Source organism: Leisingera sp. S232 (assembly GCF_049800895.1).
In the GTDB taxonomy this organism is placed as follows: Bacteria; Pseudomonadota; Alphaproteobacteria; order Rhodobacterales; family Rhodobacteraceae; genus Leisingera.
Genome location: NZ_JBNAFX010000056.1, coordinates 1 through 15,824 on the forward strand (window position 1 = coordinate 1; position 15,824 = coordinate 15,824).

The 15,824-nt window shown below is 54.6% G+C and carries 19 protein-coding genes; 10 read left to right on the top strand and 9 right to left on the bottom strand.

The annotated features are described in order from the left end of the window. Together ACP151_RS20360 and ACP151_RS20365 are read left to right on the top strand one after the other, a co-directional pair. Positions 1-215, top strand: a 215-nt coding sequence (locus ACP151_RS20360) for a carboxymuconolactone decarboxylase family protein (protein ID WP_424980674.1), incomplete at its 5' end; no start/stop codon positions are given. Positions 216-346: 131 nt separating this feature from the next. Beyond that, positions 347-2,053: a sigma-54-dependent Fis family transcriptional regulator gene (locus ACP151_RS20365; RefSeq protein ID WP_424980675.1), complete on the top strand. Its 1,707-nt coding sequence runs from the start codon at positions 347-349 to the stop codon at positions 2,051-2,053. A gap of 62 nt (positions 2,054-2,115) precedes the next feature. On the opposite strand, the gene ACP151_RS20370 is transcribed toward ACP151_RS20365, so the two are convergent. The 7 genes from ACP151_RS20370 to ACP151_RS20400 all read right to left on the bottom strand — a co-directional run bounded on the left by ACP151_RS20370 (position 2,116) and on the right by ACP151_RS20400 (position 8,046). Next, positions 2,116-3,693: a GMC family oxidoreductase gene (locus ACP151_RS20370; RefSeq protein ID WP_424980676.1), complete on the bottom strand. Its 1,578-nt coding sequence runs from the start codon at positions 3,691-3,693 to the stop codon at positions 2,116-2,118. Positions 3,694-3,705: 12 nt separating this feature from the next. After that, positions 3,706-4,359, bottom strand: coding sequence for a hypothetical protein (locus ACP151_RS20375; protein WP_424980685.1), 654 nt, complete (start codon positions 4,357-4,359; stop codon positions 3,706-3,708). Beyond that, positions 4,331-5,029: a lipoyl protein ligase domain-containing protein gene (locus ACP151_RS20380; protein WP_424980677.1), complete on the bottom strand. Its 699-nt coding sequence runs from the start codon at positions 5,027-5,029 to the stop codon at positions 4,331-4,333. The genes ACP151_RS20375 and ACP151_RS20380 overlap by 29 nt, the downstream gene beginning before the upstream one ends. After that, positions 5,026-5,715, bottom strand: coding sequence for a 2-oxo acid dehydrogenase subunit E2 (locus ACP151_RS20385; RefSeq protein WP_424980678.1), 690 nt, complete (start codon positions 5,713-5,715; stop codon positions 5,026-5,028). The genes ACP151_RS20380 and ACP151_RS20385 overlap by 4 nt, the downstream gene beginning before the upstream one ends. Further along, the gene (locus ACP151_RS20390; RefSeq protein WP_424980679.1) at positions 5,712-5,945 is read right to left on the bottom strand and encodes a biotin/lipoyl-containing protein; all 234 of its coding nucleotides are present in this window, start codon (positions 5,943-5,945) and stop codon (positions 5,712-5,714) included. The genes ACP151_RS20385 and ACP151_RS20390 overlap by 4 nt, the downstream gene beginning before the upstream one ends. Before the next feature lie 69 nt (positions 5,946-6,014). Continuing rightward, positions 6,015-7,040, bottom strand: coding sequence for an alpha-ketoacid dehydrogenase subunit beta (locus tag ACP151_RS20395; RefSeq protein WP_424980680.1), 1,026 nt, complete (start codon positions 7,038-7,040; stop codon positions 6,015-6,017). Between the two features lie 19 nt (positions 7,041-7,059). Next, the gene (locus tag ACP151_RS20400; protein WP_424980681.1) at positions 7,060-8,046 is read right to left on the bottom strand and encodes a thiamine pyrophosphate-dependent dehydrogenase E1 component subunit alpha; all 987 of its coding nucleotides are present in this window, start codon (positions 8,044-8,046) and stop codon (positions 7,060-7,062) included. Between the two features lie 1,130 nt (positions 8,047-9,176). Here ACP151_RS20400 and ACP151_RS20405 point away from each other — a divergent pair. From ACP151_RS20405 to ACP151_RS20420, 4 genes are all read left to right on the top strand, one after another. After that, on the top strand, positions 9,177-9,515 hold the full coding sequence (locus ACP151_RS20405) for a single-stranded DNA-binding protein (protein ID WP_096873653.1): 339 nt from the start codon (positions 9,177-9,179) through the stop codon (positions 9,513-9,515). A gap of 167 nt (positions 9,516-9,682) precedes the next feature. After that, complete coding sequence (locus ACP151_RS20410) at positions 9,683-10,240, top strand: hypothetical protein (RefSeq protein ID WP_424980682.1); 558 nt, start codon at positions 9,683-9,685, stop codon at positions 10,238-10,240. Beyond that, positions 10,230-10,562: a hypothetical protein gene (locus tag ACP151_RS20415; protein WP_254682968.1), complete on the top strand. Its 333-nt coding sequence runs from the start codon at positions 10,230-10,232 to the stop codon at positions 10,560-10,562. The genes ACP151_RS20410 and ACP151_RS20415 overlap by 11 nt, the downstream gene beginning before the upstream one ends. Positions 10,563-10,589: 27 nt before the next feature. Further along, on the top strand, positions 10,590-10,844 hold the full coding sequence (locus ACP151_RS20420; RefSeq protein WP_424980683.1) for a hypothetical protein: 255 nt from the start codon (positions 10,590-10,592) through the stop codon (positions 10,842-10,844). A 66-nt stretch (positions 10,845-10,910) separates the two neighbouring features. Here the strand turns inward: ACP151_RS20420 and ACP151_RS20425 are convergent, their stop codons facing one another. Continuing rightward, the gene (locus ACP151_RS20425) at positions 10,911-11,273 is read right to left on the bottom strand and encodes a helix-turn-helix domain-containing protein (protein WP_424980684.1); all 363 of its coding nucleotides are present in this window, start codon (positions 11,271-11,273) and stop codon (positions 10,911-10,913) included. 538 nt (positions 11,274-11,811) lie between these two features. On the opposite strand from ACP151_RS20425, the gene ACP151_RS20430 reads away from it, so the two are divergent. From ACP151_RS20430 to ACP151_RS20440, 3 genes are all read left to right on the top strand, one after another. After that, positions 11,812-12,753 carry an IS110 family transposase gene (locus ACP151_RS20430; protein WP_424978945.1) on the top strand — a complete coding sequence of 314 codons (942 nt, stop codon included), beginning with the start codon at positions 11,812-11,814 and terminating at the stop codon, positions 12,751-12,753. An 86-nt stretch (positions 12,754-12,839) separates the two neighbouring features. Then, positions 12,840-13,121, top strand: coding sequence for a hypothetical protein (locus ACP151_RS20435; RefSeq protein ID WP_424978946.1), 282 nt, complete (start codon positions 12,840-12,842; stop codon positions 13,119-13,121). Positions 13,122-13,328: 207 nt separating this feature from the next. Then, positions 13,329-14,186, top strand: a complete 858-nt coding sequence (locus ACP151_RS20440; RefSeq protein ID WP_424978947.1) for a delta-class carbonic anhydrase — start codon at positions 13,329-13,331, stop codon at positions 14,184-14,186. A gap of 70 nt (positions 14,187-14,256) precedes the next feature. Here ACP151_RS20440 and ACP151_RS20445 read toward each other — a convergent pair whose 3' ends face one another. Further along, positions 14,257-15,678: a methyl-accepting chemotaxis protein gene (locus tag ACP151_RS20445; RefSeq protein WP_424978948.1), complete on the bottom strand. Its 1,422-nt coding sequence runs from the start codon at positions 15,676-15,678 to the stop codon at positions 14,257-14,259. Here ACP151_RS20445 and ACP151_RS20450 point away from each other — a divergent pair. Beyond that, on the top strand, positions 15,620-15,824 hold a 205-nt coding region (locus ACP151_RS20450; protein ID WP_424979579.1), incomplete at its 3' end, for a hypothetical protein. The genes ACP151_RS20445 and ACP151_RS20450 overlap by 59 nt on opposite strands.

Consider the following 15,824-nt stretch of genomic DNA (forward strand, 5'->3'; position numbering starts at 1 on the left):
CGTTGGATAGTAAAACCAAGGAACTAATGGCATTTTCGATATCCATTGCCATTCGGTGTGAGGATTGCATCGTTTTTCACTTGCGCGCGGCATTGAAACACGGAGCCGATCGGGAAGAAGTGATTGAGGCAATTGCGGTCGCGATTGAGATGGGGGGTGGCCCTTCAGTTGTCTATGGTGGACGTGCTTTGGAGGCGCTTGAAGAATTGTCATAGTATTCAATCCGGCGAGGCCAGATTGGACACGGCGTGTATTTTGAATAACAATCCCGATTTTGGCCGGGGCATATCGAGATGCTGAGTTTCAGAGGAGGTCGGTAATGTCAGGGTCTATGGACAGATCGAAGGTGGAAAATCTGATCCGCATGTCCAGGGATCGCAGTCAGTCGAAATATAGCCTGACCTCGACCACCAAGTCACCGATATTGCGTCTGCGAGAAGACGAAACCAAACTTCGAAGCGAGCAGTTTCTAGAACGGATTGGTGGTGCTGTGGCAGAGGTGGACAAATCCGCCTTGCTACCAAGCCGGTCACGATATTGCATGTTGATCACAGACGCCGAAGGCATAGTGATCGAATCCTATGCGCCCGAGGGCATGGAAGCAGAGTTTCAGCGCGGCGGTTTGGTCCGTGGCGCGGTCTGGGACGAACGCGTTGCCGGAACAAATGGCATTGCCATGTCGATGCAGACCGGACGTGTGTTAACCGTGCATGGTCAAGAGCATTTCTATAATTGTTTTCACGGTTTGAGTTGCAGTTCAGCCCCTTTGACCGATGCGGAAAACAACCTGATCGGGACTGTGACACTCGTTGGTTCTGCGCTCAGGCGACTCGAAGAACACGCACTTTGCGAACAGGTCGTCCGGCGTGCATCGCGGCATTTTCAAACCCGGCTCTTTCGCAATTTCCATTCTGACAAAATGACCGGACGGGTTTTGTCACTTGATCCAAAGCTGATGCGGCGGTTTGAGACTTTGGTTGCCTGTGACGACGACGGTTTCGTGATATCGCATCTGCCGCTCTGGCGCGATGAGGCCAAGCCAGCAGAACACCAGCACCTCGCGGGACGACATATATCCGACCTGAAGGATTTGGATATCAGCTTGCAAGGCCCGGTTACAGTGCCACCCCGGCGTCGGGTCATGAAAGAATATGCGGCCCACGTTTCTGCACGGATTGAGAAAGAAACCGCACTGGGGCGCATCATTGCAGAAGGTGGGACACTGCCGGTTTTGGCCGAACGCGCGCGCAAGCTCGTTGCGCATCGTGTGCCATTGCTGATCTGTGGGGAGCCGGGTGTCGGAGCGGAAAGCTTCGCAAGAGCGTTGCTGGAAGACGGATCTCTGGTCTCACAGATGGGGTATGCACTTGATGCAGCGGGCAGCGGTGTTGAATCCGAACTGTCCGAAATCCTTAGCAGCCTAGAATTTTTGAGCGATTACCCGGTCGACAAAGTGGTACCCACGCTGATCCTGCGCAATATCGAATGCCTGCCAATCAATGCACAATCAAATCTTGAGCGGTTTCTTGATGTTGACCATACGATTTCCGGCTCTAGAGCACAGCCACCCGTAGTGATATTCACGTCTTCCAAATCATGGGCTCAGCTCGAGAGTAATGACAGTATTCCTGCAAGCCTGCTCTACTTGCTGGGGCAGTCCGTCGTGGAACTGCCGCCAGTGGCGCAGCGAGATTGCGAAACCGTGCTTGAGAATGTCGTCGCGGATGGTTTTTCTCAATCGTTTGAAATCGCCGACAGCGCCCGCGATGTGCTCGTCGGGCACGACTGGCCCGGTAATCACCGTGAAATGCACGCTGTTCTGCGCGAAGCATTGATCTGTGGAAATGGGAGGCGGATCAACGTGACGGACTTGCCCGCGCGGCTGCTCTCTTCGCGAGAAGGATCTAAAACCCCAGCCTTGACCCGCTCAACGCTGCGAGACGCTTTAGACACGACCAATTGGAACGTGACCAAAGCCGCGCGTCTGTTGGGAAAAAGCCGTGCAACGGTCAACCGCTGGATTGCGTCCGAAGGACTGCAGCGCCCCGAATAATTATCGCAAACGCGGCCGGACACGAAGGCCCGACCGCATTCAGGGAGGTTCATTCGAAGCGCTCAGATGTTCTGAGCGTTCAGTTCCTGTGCGATGTATTCCGCCTGACGAATGGCCAATGCGACGATTGTCAGGGTAGGGTTGCAAGCTGCCGACGACGTGAACTGGCTGCCATCAGAGACAAACAGATTGTCAATGTCATGCGCTTGACCGTAGGCATTGACGACACCCTTGTTGGCATCGGCATGCATCCGATTTGTTCCCATGTTGTGGGTCGCGGGATACGCGGGCAGCTCATAGACATCTGTAGCCCCAACGGACTCGTAGATTTGCGCCGATGTCTCATACATATGCGCCGTCATCTCATAGTCGTTGTTGTGCGGGGTTTTTGAGACGATTGGAACGGGCAGACCGTATTGATCCACCTCACTGTCATGCAGCGTGATCGCATTACGTTCCTGGGCCAGATCCTCACCCAGAACCCAGACACCCGACATCTTGTCGTAGTTTTCCATGGCGCTCGCGACGCTGCGGCCCCAACCCGTATTGCCAGGTTCCAGGAAGGCAGCCATGAATGGCAGACCCAGCGACAGAAACTCAAGATAGTAACCACCGCTGAACCCGCGGGATGCGTCATGGTAGACCTCGTCGCCCACGATCCCTGCGACTGAGGTGCCGCGGAACATATGCACCTTTTCGGGCAATGCCGCATAAACACCACCGGTGGTGTGGTTCATGTAGTTTTTGCCAACCTGACCTGACGAATTGGCCAGCCCATCGGGGAACATGGACGAAGCGGAGTTCAGCAGCAGACGCGGGCTTTCGATTGAATTGCCTGCCACGCAGACAACACGTGCTTTTTGCAGATGTTGATTGCCCTCCTTGTCGGCATAAAGCACGCCATTCACTTTTCCACTGTCGTCATGCTCGATCTTCAAAACCATCGCATCGGTACGGATCTCGCAATTTCCCGTGTCTTCGGCACTGGGAAGTTCGGTGTACATGGTTGACCATCGTGCGCCGATTGCACAGCCTTGCATACAAAAACCAATCTGCTGACAAGCTGGCCTGCCGTCGCGCTCAACCGAATTAATCGCCATCGGCCCCGATCTGTAGTCTGTACGACCTGTCCGGCGACAGCCTTCGGCCAAAACCCGGAACCCATTGTTCCACGGCAGGTGCGGCATGCCGGTTGTCTTGCCGGTCACACCCATCTTCAGTTCCGCTTTTTCGTACCAAGGCGTCATTTCGGCCAGATCAACGGGCCAATCTTCAACATTTGCACCATCAATTTCGCCATACGTCGTACGGGTCTTGAATTCAAAATCCTTGAACCGCAATGCAACGCCGGCCCAGTGATTGGTGGACCCACCGAAACCCTTGACGATCCATGTCGGCAAAGTGGGGTGGTTTACGGACCCGTGCCAACCACCTGCTGAATAACGTTTGTCCAACCACGAAATCTTGTTGAACATTGTCCATTCGTCATTTTCGATATCGCCCATATCAAAACGAGGGCCTGCTTCGAGAACAACCGATTTGACGCCCTTTTGCGCCAGTTCATTGGCGAGTGTCCCGCCGCCCGCGCCAGAGCCGATGATGACAACAACGCTGTCGTCGTTCAGATCAAATTCTGCCATTTTTCCGCTCCCTTATTTCTGAACTTCAGCCATACGCTCTTCGAGGGTCGGACCCTCGGGAACGAATGTGATGTCGGAGAATCCGCGGTCGATGTAACCGCCGTGTTCAACAGAGGAACCCTGATAACCAAAGAGCGGCCAGACATCCTGATTGTTGTAGATGCCGAAGTAGGCCGTCCAGCGAACGGATTGGAAAAACCCTTCATGCTGGAAATGCCGTAGCAAACCCTCACGAGTGTCCGGATCTTCAATTTCTGCGTAGGTACTACCGTACAGTTCCTGCGCTTTGGCATCGAGTTGTGCCAAGCCATCCGTCAACGTCTTGGCGGTTGCCTCGTCATCGTCGGCTGTCTGTGCAACTGATGCAGCAATCGCCTCATAGTGAGACAGGTTCAAAAGTCCAGGATGCGGATAAATATCCTGTACCATTTGCAGAACACTGGCGCTTTGCGCAGAACTCAGTGCTGATGATTGAGCAAAAGCTGAACTTCCCAGCATTGCGTTTGTTGTTATGCCAGCCATGGTCGTCGTCATGAGGAACATACGCCGGCTCATGCCTGCGCGATCCTCTTCTGATTTGCCTAGTCGGTGGAATCGAATTGACATTTTTTCCCTCCCGTTGGGTGTTGTTATGCGGTCAAGCCGCTGCTTTTTTCTGGCGCTCATGTAAGGTCAGGCGATCCTCCGCCGCCCTGACCAAAGCACCAGGAAAACTATTGAAATTCATGTTGCCGGAGATGAGCTCATCCAGAGCCACATGTGCCTCAGCCTTTGGCAGCGAATGCCTGGGTAATGCCACCTGATGCAGGTTTTGCATGACTGGCCAAAGCCCGGGCTCGGGTGATTGCATCAAGATTGCCGCGTGGATCAGGGCAAGGCGACCTTGCGGTGTCGACCGCCATCTCTGCGCAGTTCCCGCAAGTTTGCGACCTTCAACCAGCACGTTCCACTGACCGTCACAGAATGCATTTTCGCAAGACCCGGTTGTGGAAGTCACGTCGAATCGCGTCAAAGCTTCGGCAATAACATCGCAAATCAGGCGATAACCATCATCCATCGTGCAGATGTCTGACATCGCAACAACCATCGCGATATTCAACGTACATGGCCCCTGAGGAACAATGCCGCCGCCGCTGCCGCGCGTAACAACCGGCCAACCCATGTGGGCTGCTTCGGCCATCGGGTTTTTCATATCGTCTCGCCGCGCAAGCGCCGTCGGCACGACCAAGGCGTTTTCGTCCGCCTGCCAGATCAGCATCGCGGGCTGTGCTGCCTGAAACAGGCTTGCTTCGCGCGCTATTCCATCTGTAGCATTGGAAAACGGAGCTATAATCATGGCGTGAAAGCCTCGATCGTTTGACACAAGCCTGTCAGGAAATCTGCCGCTGGAGCCCCGTCGATCGCTCTGTGGTCGAAAGTCAGCGACAGGCCAGTAAAGGATTTCCATGCAATCTCGTCGCCATCGCGCACTGCGGTTTCCACTGTGCGGCCAACACCCAGAATGGCAATCTGCGGCGTATTGATGATTGGCGTGAACTGCTCCACCCGGCTGAGGCCAAGGTTGGAGACTGTGAAGGTGCCGCGCGTCATCTCAGGCACGGTCAGTTTGTTGGTGCGTGCGCGTTCTGAGAGGTCACGGCGTGCCGCACGAAGCTCTTGCAAATCCATATCACCGGCCCCGAAAATCGCAGGCGCAGCCAGCAAGTTGCCGGGCAATGCAATGGCTATGCCAAGATCAATGGCCTGCGACAAATGCACTTCCCGATCCTGCACCGTACCATTGATGTCAGGGTGCGATTTCAGCGTTTGAACAACCGCGTCCATCAGAAGATCTTCGACAGAAAGCGCGATGCCCTCGCTTTTGTAGCGCGCCTTGGCGGCCAGCAACGCGGTCATATCTACACGCGCGTGATGGGTCAGTTGCGCGGCTGTTTGCAGTGAGGCAACCATCTTATCCGCGATCATGGCCCGCGCACCGCGAAGCGGCACGACCTTTGGTTCTGGCGTTGCCTTAGTCGTCATGAGATTGACCCGATGACATCGCCTTTGGCCGCGACCTCATCCTGTTCTTTTGCAATGCTCAGGGTTCCGGTTGCAGGCGCAGTCACTTCGTACTGGACCTTGGCGGTCATGATCTCTGCAATCAACGCGCCCTCGGTTACATTTGCGCCATCGCTCGCCAACCAGGCTGTAATGACACACTCGTCGTCACCTTCCCAAAGATCGGCTGCAATGATGATATCCGTTGCCATTTGGCAGTCTCCTAATGTGGCCTCCCCGAGACATCGGGGAGGTTGGGTTTTTCAGTACTGTTGGTGGGATCAGGCCGGGATCGGTGCCTGACAAATCTCGCGAGCTGCTGTTACGATCTTGTCGGCGTTTGGCAGGCAATATTGCTCCATCACACGGGCAAAGGGGATCGGAACATCCGGATAGGCGATGCGTTTGGGCGGTGCCTTGAGGTCGGCCAAGTTGGATTCAGTCACTGTGGCGATTATCTCTCCGGAAACGCCGTAACTATGGTAGTCCTCATCCACCACGATCAGTCGCCCTGTCTTTGCGACACTGGCACGAACAGTTTCTCGATCAAGCGGAACCAATGACCGTAAATCAACAACCTCGGCACTGATGCCCTGTTCGGCAAGCGTATCGGCAGCCTTCAACCCGTGATGCACGCCTTGCGCAATCGACACGATCGTCACGTCACGTCCTTCACGCGCAATGGCAGCCTTGCCGATTTCGACCTCATAGGCTTCTTCGGGAACGTGGTTGATCGCGCCAGCTTCGGTGCCCAACCAACCCATGCCCTGCAACCCCTTGTGGTACATGTAGATCACGGGGTTTGGGTCGCGCAGTGCAGCGGTCATCAACCCCTTCGCGTCATAGGCGTTCGATGGGCTGACCACTTTCATACCGGGCAAATGAGCAAAGCTGCCATAAAGGCATTGCGAGTGCTGCCCTGCGTCAGAATAGCCGCCGCCGGTCGAGGTCATCAACACCATTGGCACCGTGACATTCCCGCCCGAAAAATAGGTGTTCTTTGCCATCAGGTTATAAATTGCATCGAAACAGACGCCAAAGAAATCGGCGAACATCAGCTCGACCACTGGCTTCATACCATCTTGTGCGGCACCGACAGCAGCACCGATGAATCCAGTCTCAGAAATCGGCGTGTCGCGCACCCGTTCTTTGCCAAACTCTTCAAGCAAGCCGCGGGTATTGCCAAAGACGCCACCAAGTTCACCAATGTCTTCGCCCATGACAAAGACACCGTCATCAATGCGCATTTCCTGAGCTGTGGCTTCGGCCATGGCCCGCGCAATCGTTAGTTTGCGTTCGTTTTCCATTGTTTTTCCTCCCTCGCGATCAGGCGAATACGGCTGTCAGCGCGTCTTCTGGTTTCGGGTCCGCGCTCTCGCGTGCAAAGCTGATCGCTTCATCCACTGCGTTTTGTGCATTGGTTTCCAACGCATCGAGTTCCGCTTCAGTAAAGCTGCCGTCGGCCAGTAACTGGGCGCGCATTTTTGGGATCGGATCCCGCTCAAACAACCCGTCCTTTTCGCCGTCAGGGCGGTAGCCCTCGGCGTCCCCCATAAAGTGACCAGCCAAACGGTAGGTCTCGATCTCGATCAGCGTCGGACCTTCACCCGCCCGCGCCCGTGCAATCGCTTCGCCTGCGACCTCATAGATTTTCAACGGATCATTGCCGGGAATATAGTGACCGGGAATGCCATAGGCCGAAGCCCTATCCGAATTCCGTTCAATTGCCGTGGACGCCTCTTTGGACACAGAAATGCCCCATGCGTTGTCTTCAATTACGACAATCATTGGCAGTTTCCAGACCGCAGCGAGGTTCATCGCCTCGTGAAATGCACCCTGGTTGGCAGCACCCTCACCGATGAATGAGACAGCAACGCCCGGCTTGCCTTGAATTTGACGTGACAAAGCGGCACCCGCTGCGGGGCCCATGCCCTGCGCGATGATACCGGAACAGGCAAAGTTCACATCCGCATCAAAGATGTGCATGTGACCGCCGCGCCCACCGGACAGTCCTGTCGACTTGCCAAAGATTTCCGCCGCCATTTTCTTCAGGTCAACACCTTTGGCGATCGCCTGATGGTGAGGCCGGTGCGTCGCGGTCACAACATCCTCTGCGTTGAGATGCGCACAAACGCCAACCGCGACAGGCTCCTGCCCGTCCGACAGGTGCATCTCGCCAGGAATTGGCCCGTCCGCCATGTTGAACACGGGCGTCTTGCCTTCCATGTAGATTTTCTCAATAGCGTTTTCGAAACGACGGCTTGTCACCATCTTTTCGTACATCCACGCCAATGTCTGTTTATCTGGCTGCATTTGTCCTCTCCTCCTTGTTGGAGCAAAGGTTAACGAGGGCCAGTCAGGTTGATAGCGCTTTTGAGAAAGTGTGCATCACACACCGAAAACTGTCTCATACCCAGCGATATGAGACACATGATTGGATCACTATGCGCCACTATGCAGAGCGAGAATTGCACGTATTTACGAAAAATATCGTATGGGAATATCCTTTTCTACAAGCAGCTGTTCAGAAGCGCGATCCAAAATCTGGAAAAGAGTCGGGTACTTTTCTCCAGATTAGGCAATTCTAGCATGCCACCATTCGACTTTGCATTTGGCGGCGTCCGCTTAAGGTGCTTCTTGCCCATTGGTGCAATGCGCAGCATCCGACGGAATGGGCTCTCAGCCAGGTTTCGCCGCGCACAGCATGAATGGCCGCTGTCGATATCGCGTCACAAAAGGGTAGACCCGCATGAGACGGTCATAAGTGACAGATTGCAGCGTCACATATGGCCGCACTGCTCCATATGTGACACTTTCTTGGTCGGGTGGACCCAAAAGTTACAGGCCATCGTGACGTGTTCATGTCATGTTCTTCATAACGCCCATTTGTGCAGCTTCGGGGCGGTTGGGCCTACCTAGCCGATGGATTCCGGGCGCCCTTTGTTCTTGCGGATACCTTCTCGCTCTCTGCGGACTGATCCGACAAAGGCCACGTAAGCAGATCCGCATCAGCTCTATCGAAGGAGGTGTTTGGACCTTCTTTCACCGGATGGTGAGCGCATCAGGTCCGTTTTCAGATTGTCTTTGCTTTCTGTGCTGGTAATGGTGCCCACAACCATAGACTGTTTCTGATTTTGTTTTCTACCGTTGACCACGCGCGAGCCATCCAGCTTTTTCCTGACGCATTCCGCGAAGCTATTGCCGAGCGGTGTTGATTGGCCGTGCCCTGGGGAACTCTATGCTGAAACCCCATGTGGCATCCCTTCTCCGTCGTGTTTCGAACACCCCACATATCTCAATCCCGCTTGCCAACCGGCCTGCGGCCTTCAAGCAGAAATACGGCTTCCACGCCTGCGGCGCGAACCCTCCGCATTTCAGCTTGATTGGCACCGGGATCGTGCGGGGTCTTTTTTATCGAAACACTAACAAAGAAGGTCAAACCAATGTTTCAATTCGCAGAATTCACCATTCAGGGCTACGTCGGCAAAGTCACCATCACAGGCAACGTCATGCGCCTCAACATCGGGGCAACTAAAAGCTGGAAAGACCGCGAGACCGGCCAACGCAACGAGAAAACAAAGTGGAACACAGTCACCGTTTTCGAGAACAATCCCGGTTTCAGCTGGCTTAAAGACAATCTGAAAAAGGGCGACCTGGTTCACGTCCGCGGCGAGATGGAAAACACCTCTTACGACAGAGCTGGCGAGACCGTCTACGACGTGTCCCTTATCGCAGACACTGTTGCGGTCATTCCGACCGGCAAACATGCCGGAGGCGAATGACGCCGGAAACATCCTGCAGGGCAGATCATCTGCCCTGCAGAAGCCGCGCACAGAGAGTGCGCCGCCCGCATCAAATCGCTTATTTGCATCAGATTATCGAAATGACGCTTTTCTTTTTTCGGCGGCAAACTATGATCGCGGCAAGGTTGAATTTCAAGTAGAGCCAAATGTTTAAGCGCACGTTTTTTCTATCCGCCGCCGCAGCAGCAGGGCTGCTGGCACCGGCCGCACCTGTCCAGGCTCAGGGCTTTGACATGGACTGCAAGGTTATCCTTTGCATGGCTGGCGGGTTTCCCAGCGATTGCGGGGATGCCTACAGATACATGATCGACCGGATCACCCGGTTTCCAAAGCCCCTGCCCCCTTTCGGCATCTGTTCCCAGGACGACGGCACACCCTACCGGGCCGTTGACGCGCCTTACGCCTACCTGCAGCGCAACACACCCGCCGGATGGGACTGCCCCGACACGCACCGGCTCTATTTCCGGCAGAATGGCGACCGCGACAGAAGCAACAACATCACCACGTTTTGCTATACCCACACCACAACGACCCGTGGCCGCGATGAACCGGACCAGGTTGTCTTTCACGGGCGGATCCCCGCAAACCATGTGAATTTCCAGGTTCAGGTGACTGTCGAGCCCGGTACACCGGATTCCTATACTTCGCCGCTCTACAGGCTCAATTACTCCACCGGATATGTGGACCCGGCAATTGGCGGGTAAAGCGCACAGTCTGATCGCCGCTGTCGCGGCGATCAGCTTCACCGCCCTGCCCTGCATCGCTCAAGACCAGCAGTACGAGGGCGACATTCTTCTAGGTTCCTGCTTGCCGCCCGAAGATCCATACCCGTTCGAGCCGCCCGAAGATCCAGAGCTAAGGCAGCTGATCAATGAAGAATACCAGCAGTATATTCGTGATGCCGAGGACTACATAAACTGTCTCAGGCAAGAGCATGGGCTGGCGATTAAGAAGACACGCGAAGTGCTAAATCGCTACGTTGAGTTGTTCGGCCAGGAAGCCGCGCTTCAATCAACGGGCCAGTAACAAAAGAAGAAGGCAGGAAACCTGACGATGAATGACGAGCAGCTGAGTGAAATGGTGAGCGAGCTGAACCGGGGTGCCGAGCTGATAGACACCAGCGAAACCGACTACGAAAAGCTGCCCGGTGCCGCGATCATTTCACGGGTTGGCCGGGCCCTGGCTGAAGCGGGCGGAAAAGAGCTGTTGGAGCAGGCTCATGCCAAAGCCGATCCGCAGTTCCAGCGTACAATTGATTTGCAGTGGTACGGGCTGACCGATACAAACGGAAATCAATGGTTGCCTTAAAACGCAGCTGGGTTTCCTGACAAACCTCGGTGAATTGGGCGGGTCTTCGGAGCCGCCCTTTTCCGTTCAGGCCGCGAGTGCCTTAGCCAGGGAGAACACATGTTCCCGGCTTCTTTCTGGAATGGCATAATAGTTCCGGACCAGATCAATAGCTTCTTTTCCGGCAAGCAGGCTTTCATCAGCAACAGCCTTCAGGGCTTTGCCTTCGGGCTTGTCCAGTCCCTCAAAGAAGAATGAAACATGGACATCGAGCGCGAGAGATATGTCCCAAAGCCTCGATGCGCTGACGCGGTTGCCGCCAGTTTCATATTTCTGGATCTGTTGGAATTTGACACCGGATCGTTCACCAAGTTCCTGCTGTGTCATACCTTTAAGCCAACGCTGGTGCCGAATGCGCTTGCCCACATGAATGTCGATCGGGTTTGCCATGATCAAATACCTACTATTTCGATGGCATCTGTCTACGCATTTTGGATTAAGGTTCAACTGAGGCGTGTTCACAATGCGTCGAGATCACCCGAATGGCTGCAACTATGCGGCGGGAGAAGCCAAAGATTCAGGGTAGCTGCATGACAGCAGATCAGTGTTCTTGAACTGGACTTCCTCGCTATAATTCTAAATCAAGATTGTCCGCTTATGGCTGGGGAAGCGGCCTGCATTGTTTGAGTTCTTGTTTGCCAAAATTGCGGGCCGCAACTTCACTGGAATTTCTGATCGTATGTTCATCATGGCAAATCCCGTGCTTACGCCCGGGACCGCGCCTGTCTTATGAATTTCGTGGCTCCAATGGCAAACTGGAGCCACTGCCTGGCACGGCATTTATGCCGGGCAGTGGCGGGGATGGATCGAGACCGCGCAGGTTCTCGGAACCGTGCTAGAGTGGGATCGTTCCCGTCAATTTCCATGGGGCCTGAACGGATACGCGGGGGAGAACCCGCCCCGTATGACAAGCATAGGACAGGGAAAGATGACCAGACACACTATTGGCGTGGATATATCAAAAGACCATTTGGACCTTCACGCATTGCCTTCAGGAGAGGAAGTGAGGATCCAGAACAGGAAAGGCAGCTTTCCCAAGCTGATCCGATGGCTTCGGAAGCTGGAGCCGGAGATCGTCGTCTTCGAACCGACAGGTTCCTATCATCGAGCATTCGAACAGGCTTTGCACACGGCAGGAATCCCCGTTTGTAAGGTGAACCCACTGTATGCGCGCCGGTTTTCGCAATCCGCTGGTGTCTTGGCCAAGACCGATCGGGTTGATGCAGCTATGCTGGCACGGATGGGATTTGCCTTGGACCTTGAGCCACAGCAGCCGCAGCGGGAGTTGGTTGCCATCTTGCGTGAGCTGGCGATGTTCAGACGGGGATTGGTTAAAGAGCGCACAGCAACACTGAATAGGCAGAAGGTGCTGACCCACCCCCTGCTGAGACGCCAGTGTGCGGCCCAGTTGCGCCAGATCGAGCGGCAGGTGAAGCAGTTGGATGCCGAGATCCGTAACACTGTCGAGGCAGATAGACAGTTGAAGCGGCAGAAGGAAATCCTGATCAGCATTCCTGGCATTTCGGATGTTACTGCCTTCACCGTATTGGTGGAGATGCCGGAAATCGGGACACTTTCTTCGCCGCAGGTTGCCAGCCTGGCAGGCCTTGCGCCGATGACGCGGGAATCCGGAAAGTGGAAGGGAAAGTCCTTCATCCAGGGCGGAAGGGCGGTCTTGAGGCACGCTATGTATATGCCTGCACTTGTCGCCTCCCGTCATAACCCGGACCTGCGCGCCCTGTATGAACGGCTTGTTGCAGCCGGCAAGCCAGCCAAGGTTGCGATAACAGCGGTGATGCGTAAGCTGATTGTTTTAGCCAATGTCCTGATCAAGGCTGACAGGCCTTGGGAAGTGCGTCCTGCCCTCTAGCCTCCAAAAGATCAATACAGTATTCTAAGCGTCAGTACCGCTTAGATTGATTTTCCCGAGCGGAATTTCAGGATTTTGGAGACGCGATGAGCTTCGACGATGAGGAAATCAGGGCCATCAAGACGAGGCTGCTTGAAGATGGTTATGTCAACGACGAGCAGGGCCTGGGTGCAATCGCGTTCAAAGATCATGGAGACGCAATAATTTCTGATCTTCGGCTGGCCGGTTACTCTCAGCCAATTGCCCGCGGTGCCGGCTACTTTTCAGGCAATGGCAACGTCTACTGGATGCATAACCCGGATCTGGTAAGTGCCGATGAGGCCCGCTGCATGACCCGCAGATGGGTGAATGACCGTGAACACTGCTAAGGGCTTTCCTGTTCGACAGCGGCCTTTCCTTCTCAAGGACAGGTTCAGAGTGTTTTGCTTTCAACCGAAAGTGAGCACCCTCATCGCGAGATGAAGGTGCCCATCATGGTGTGCCTAGAGTATATGAGATGGAGGAACCAATCTCGACTCTCCTTATAGGTGAAGTAGACTTAGGTTTCGTTAACTCATCGCAGGAGTTTGATCCAATTGACGAACTTGAGACAATGGACACTGGCATTGGGTGCGGCCGCCTTTGCGGATGCATCAATGTCGGTTGCGGAGAACAGTGAACCCGTACCAGACGAGGTTATTGCTGCGCAGCGCGCCTCTTTGGCCGCTGCAACGGAAGGGACAGGTTTTGGCCCTCAGTCACCGCGTGATATTGGACAGGCGGAAGGTACCAACCCGCGCGTGTTCAGCAAGGCGCCAGCTGTTACAGGGATGACTCTTTGCGATATTCATTTTCATGAGAACGCTGAGCATCGTGGTGGAGAGTTCACCACCTATGCCGGCAATGGTGATGGCAATGGATACGGAACAGGTTACAAATTCTCCGGAGAACTGACACCAGCCGAGAAAGCTTCTGCCGGCAAAGCGGTTGGAGCCAGCGAGCATGGAGACCTGGTGCCTGGCGACACAATCGAAGCCCATTTCGTTTATTCAACCGCACAGGCAACGCTTGGAAATGGATTGGGCACCTGCCTTGGTGAAGCGACCAGCAACCCCCAATTGCGGGTGGAAGCTGTTGTTGCAGTCCTTGTTTCTGAGGGAGGCGCAGACTTTACCGAATTGGCGCGGATCCAGGAAACTGGCGGGCTGAACCAGCTTCCAAACCTGCCGACCGATTTGGGGGCACCGGTGACCTACACAGGATCAACCACGGGCCCGGCCTATAACGAGAAGGGATCTCCCTTCCAGGTTACCTGGAATGTCCGGCCGAAAGTTCTCAAGCTTGATATCCATTCAGTTGACGCCTGGCTGGGCGACAACCCGTTTTCGGAAACACATGCGCATGGTGTCCGGAACCTGGTCCGGAACCCAGCATTGCTTTCGCCAATCAATTGAGATGAAACGGGTAAGAGGAGCGATTTCTCAGCTTCCTCTTACCCAACCTGCCGTAGCAGACACCTTGTGTTTAAAAGTTATCCCAGCCCTGCGCCGCCGGAAGCACCTCTTGATCAAAGTCATCAAAGGCCGCGTCAGCATCTGGCATCGGAGGATGCGCTTGAGGCAAGGATTTAGCCGCTGCGGGCGGAGCTGTATCTCCTTTGAACTTGGAGATCTCCTGTGTGAGCTGGCTGGCGTCGTTCGACAGCATCTGGCTTGCAGCAGATGTCTCCTCAACCATTGCTGCATTCTGCTGCGTCACTTGATCAAGCTGGGAAACCCCCATGTTGATCTCACTCAAAGCTGTCGATTGCTCAGAGGCCCCTGTGGCGATTTCACGGATGTGATCTGAAATCGTTGCCACGCTCTTGATAATCTGCTGCAGTTCTTGGCCGGATTTTCCGACGAGGCTCACACCATTGCCTACTTGCTGGTTGCTTTCACTGATCAGCTGCTTGATCTCTCCTGCAGCATCAGAAGACCGCTGGGCAAGTGCTCTGACTTCCGATGCAACAACTGCGAAACCGCGGCCGGCCTCACCTGCCCGTGCAGCTTCCACGCCAGCATTCAAAGCTAGCAGGTTGGTCTGGAACGCAATGTCGTCGATCACACCGATAATCTTGGAGATTTGTTCCGAAGAGTTTTCAATTTTTGACATCGCATCAACAGCGCTAGTTACAACTTCGCCGCTGCGTTCCGCAGAGGCCTTGGCGTCAGTCACGATCTCTTCGACATTTCGTGCGCCGTCTGCTGAGGCTTTAACTGTTGCCGTCAATTCTTCCAGCGCTGCAGCCGTTTCCTCAAGGGTTGCAGCCTGGCTTTCGGTGCGCTGGGAAAGATCATTGGCGGCCTGGGCGATTTCATCCGATGTCCGCCCTACTGCTGCAGAAACCTGCTTTACGGCACCAACGGTGGTGGCAAGCTGCTCCAGAGAATGGTTGAAAGCGTCTCCAAGGGCTGCAATGTCCGGCTGATTGGATGCTTCAATTCTGTAGGCAAGGTTGCCTTCGCTCAATTCCTTCAGGCCAGCCCCGATTGCTTCCAGCCCGCGGCGGCGCTCGGTCACGTCTGAAGCAACCTTCACAACCCGTTCGACCTTGCCGGTGTCATCCTCGACAGGCGCATACGTCGCTTGAATCCAGATGGTTTCGCCGGACTTTGTCATCCGGGGAAATTGATCCGTAAATGCCTTTCCGCTGGCGAGGTCGGACCAGAATGTCCTGTATTCTTCAGAGGCAACCAGCTCAGGAGCAACAAACATGGAGTGATGTTTTCCCTGGATCTCTTCGAGATCATAGCCAAGTGCGTTCAGAAAATTCTGGTTGGCTGTGATGATTGTTCCATCGGGGTGGAACTGAATTGTTGCCTGTGTCCGGTCAACCATGCCAGCAATGATGGCATTCGTATCCGGCTGTTTTGAATCCGCAGTTTTCCTGCTTTTGAAGAACATCTCGATTACTCCAAGGCTATCTGGGCCACACACCTTCGAACTGCGAACGTACGAAAGCTTTGTGCCAAAACCGTTAATGCAGATTGCTGAGGTTCAAATGGCTCTAGAAGCCCTTTCAATTAGCCTTGACGCAAGACGGATACTCT

Bases quoted from the DNA above. Each gene is read 5' to 3' on its own strand.
- ACP151_RS20420 (WP_424980683.1), top strand. From the start codon at position 10,590: ATGAATGACGAGCAGCTGAGTGAAATGGTGAGCGAGCTGAACCGGGGT.
- ACP151_RS20395 (WP_424980680.1), bottom strand. From the start codon at position 7,040: ATGGAAAACGAACGCAAACTAACGATTGCGCGGGCCATGGCCGAAGCC.
- ACP151_RS20370 (WP_424980676.1), bottom strand. From the start codon at position 3,693: ATGGCAGAATTTGATCTGAACGACGACAGCGTTGTTGTCATCATCGGC.
- ACP151_RS20430 (WP_424978945.1), top strand. From the start codon at position 11,812: ATGACCAGACACACTATTGGCGTGGATATATCAAAAGACCATTTGGAC.
- ACP151_RS20410 (WP_424980682.1), top strand. From the start codon at position 9,683: ATGTTTAAGCGCACGTTTTTTCTATCCGCCGCCGCAGCAGCAGGGCTG.
- ACP151_RS20390 (WP_424980679.1), bottom strand. From the start codon at position 5,945: ATGGCAACGGATATCATCATTGCAGCCGATCTTTGGGAAGGTGACGAC.
- ACP151_RS20400 (WP_424980681.1), bottom strand. From the start codon at position 8,046: ATGCAGCCAGATAAACAGACATTGGCGTGGATGTACGAAAAGATGGTG.
- ACP151_RS20425 (WP_424980684.1), bottom strand. From the start codon at position 11,273: ATGGCAAACCCGATCGACATTCATGTGGGCAAGCGCATTCGGCACCAG.
- ACP151_RS20435 (WP_424978946.1), top strand. From the start codon at position 12,840: ATGAGCTTCGACGATGAGGAAATCAGGGCCATCAAGACGAGGCTGCTT.
- ACP151_RS20375 (WP_424980685.1), bottom strand. From the start codon at position 4,359: ATGAGCGCCAGAAAAAAGCAGCGGCTTGACCGCATAACAACACCCAAC.
- ACP151_RS20445 (WP_424978948.1), bottom strand. From the start codon at position 15,678: ATGTTCTTCAAAAGCAGGAAAACTGCGGATTCAAAACAGCCGGATACG.
- ACP151_RS20385 (WP_424980678.1), bottom strand. From the start codon at position 5,715: ATGACGACTAAGGCAACGCCAGAACCAAAGGTCGTGCCGCTTCGCGGT.
- ACP151_RS20405 (WP_096873653.1), top strand. From the start codon at position 9,177: ATGTTTCAATTCGCAGAATTCACCATTCAGGGCTACGTCGGCAAAGTC.
- ACP151_RS20380 (WP_424980677.1), bottom strand. From the start codon at position 5,029: ATGATTATAGCTCCGTTTTCCAATGCTACAGATGGAATAGCGCGCGAA.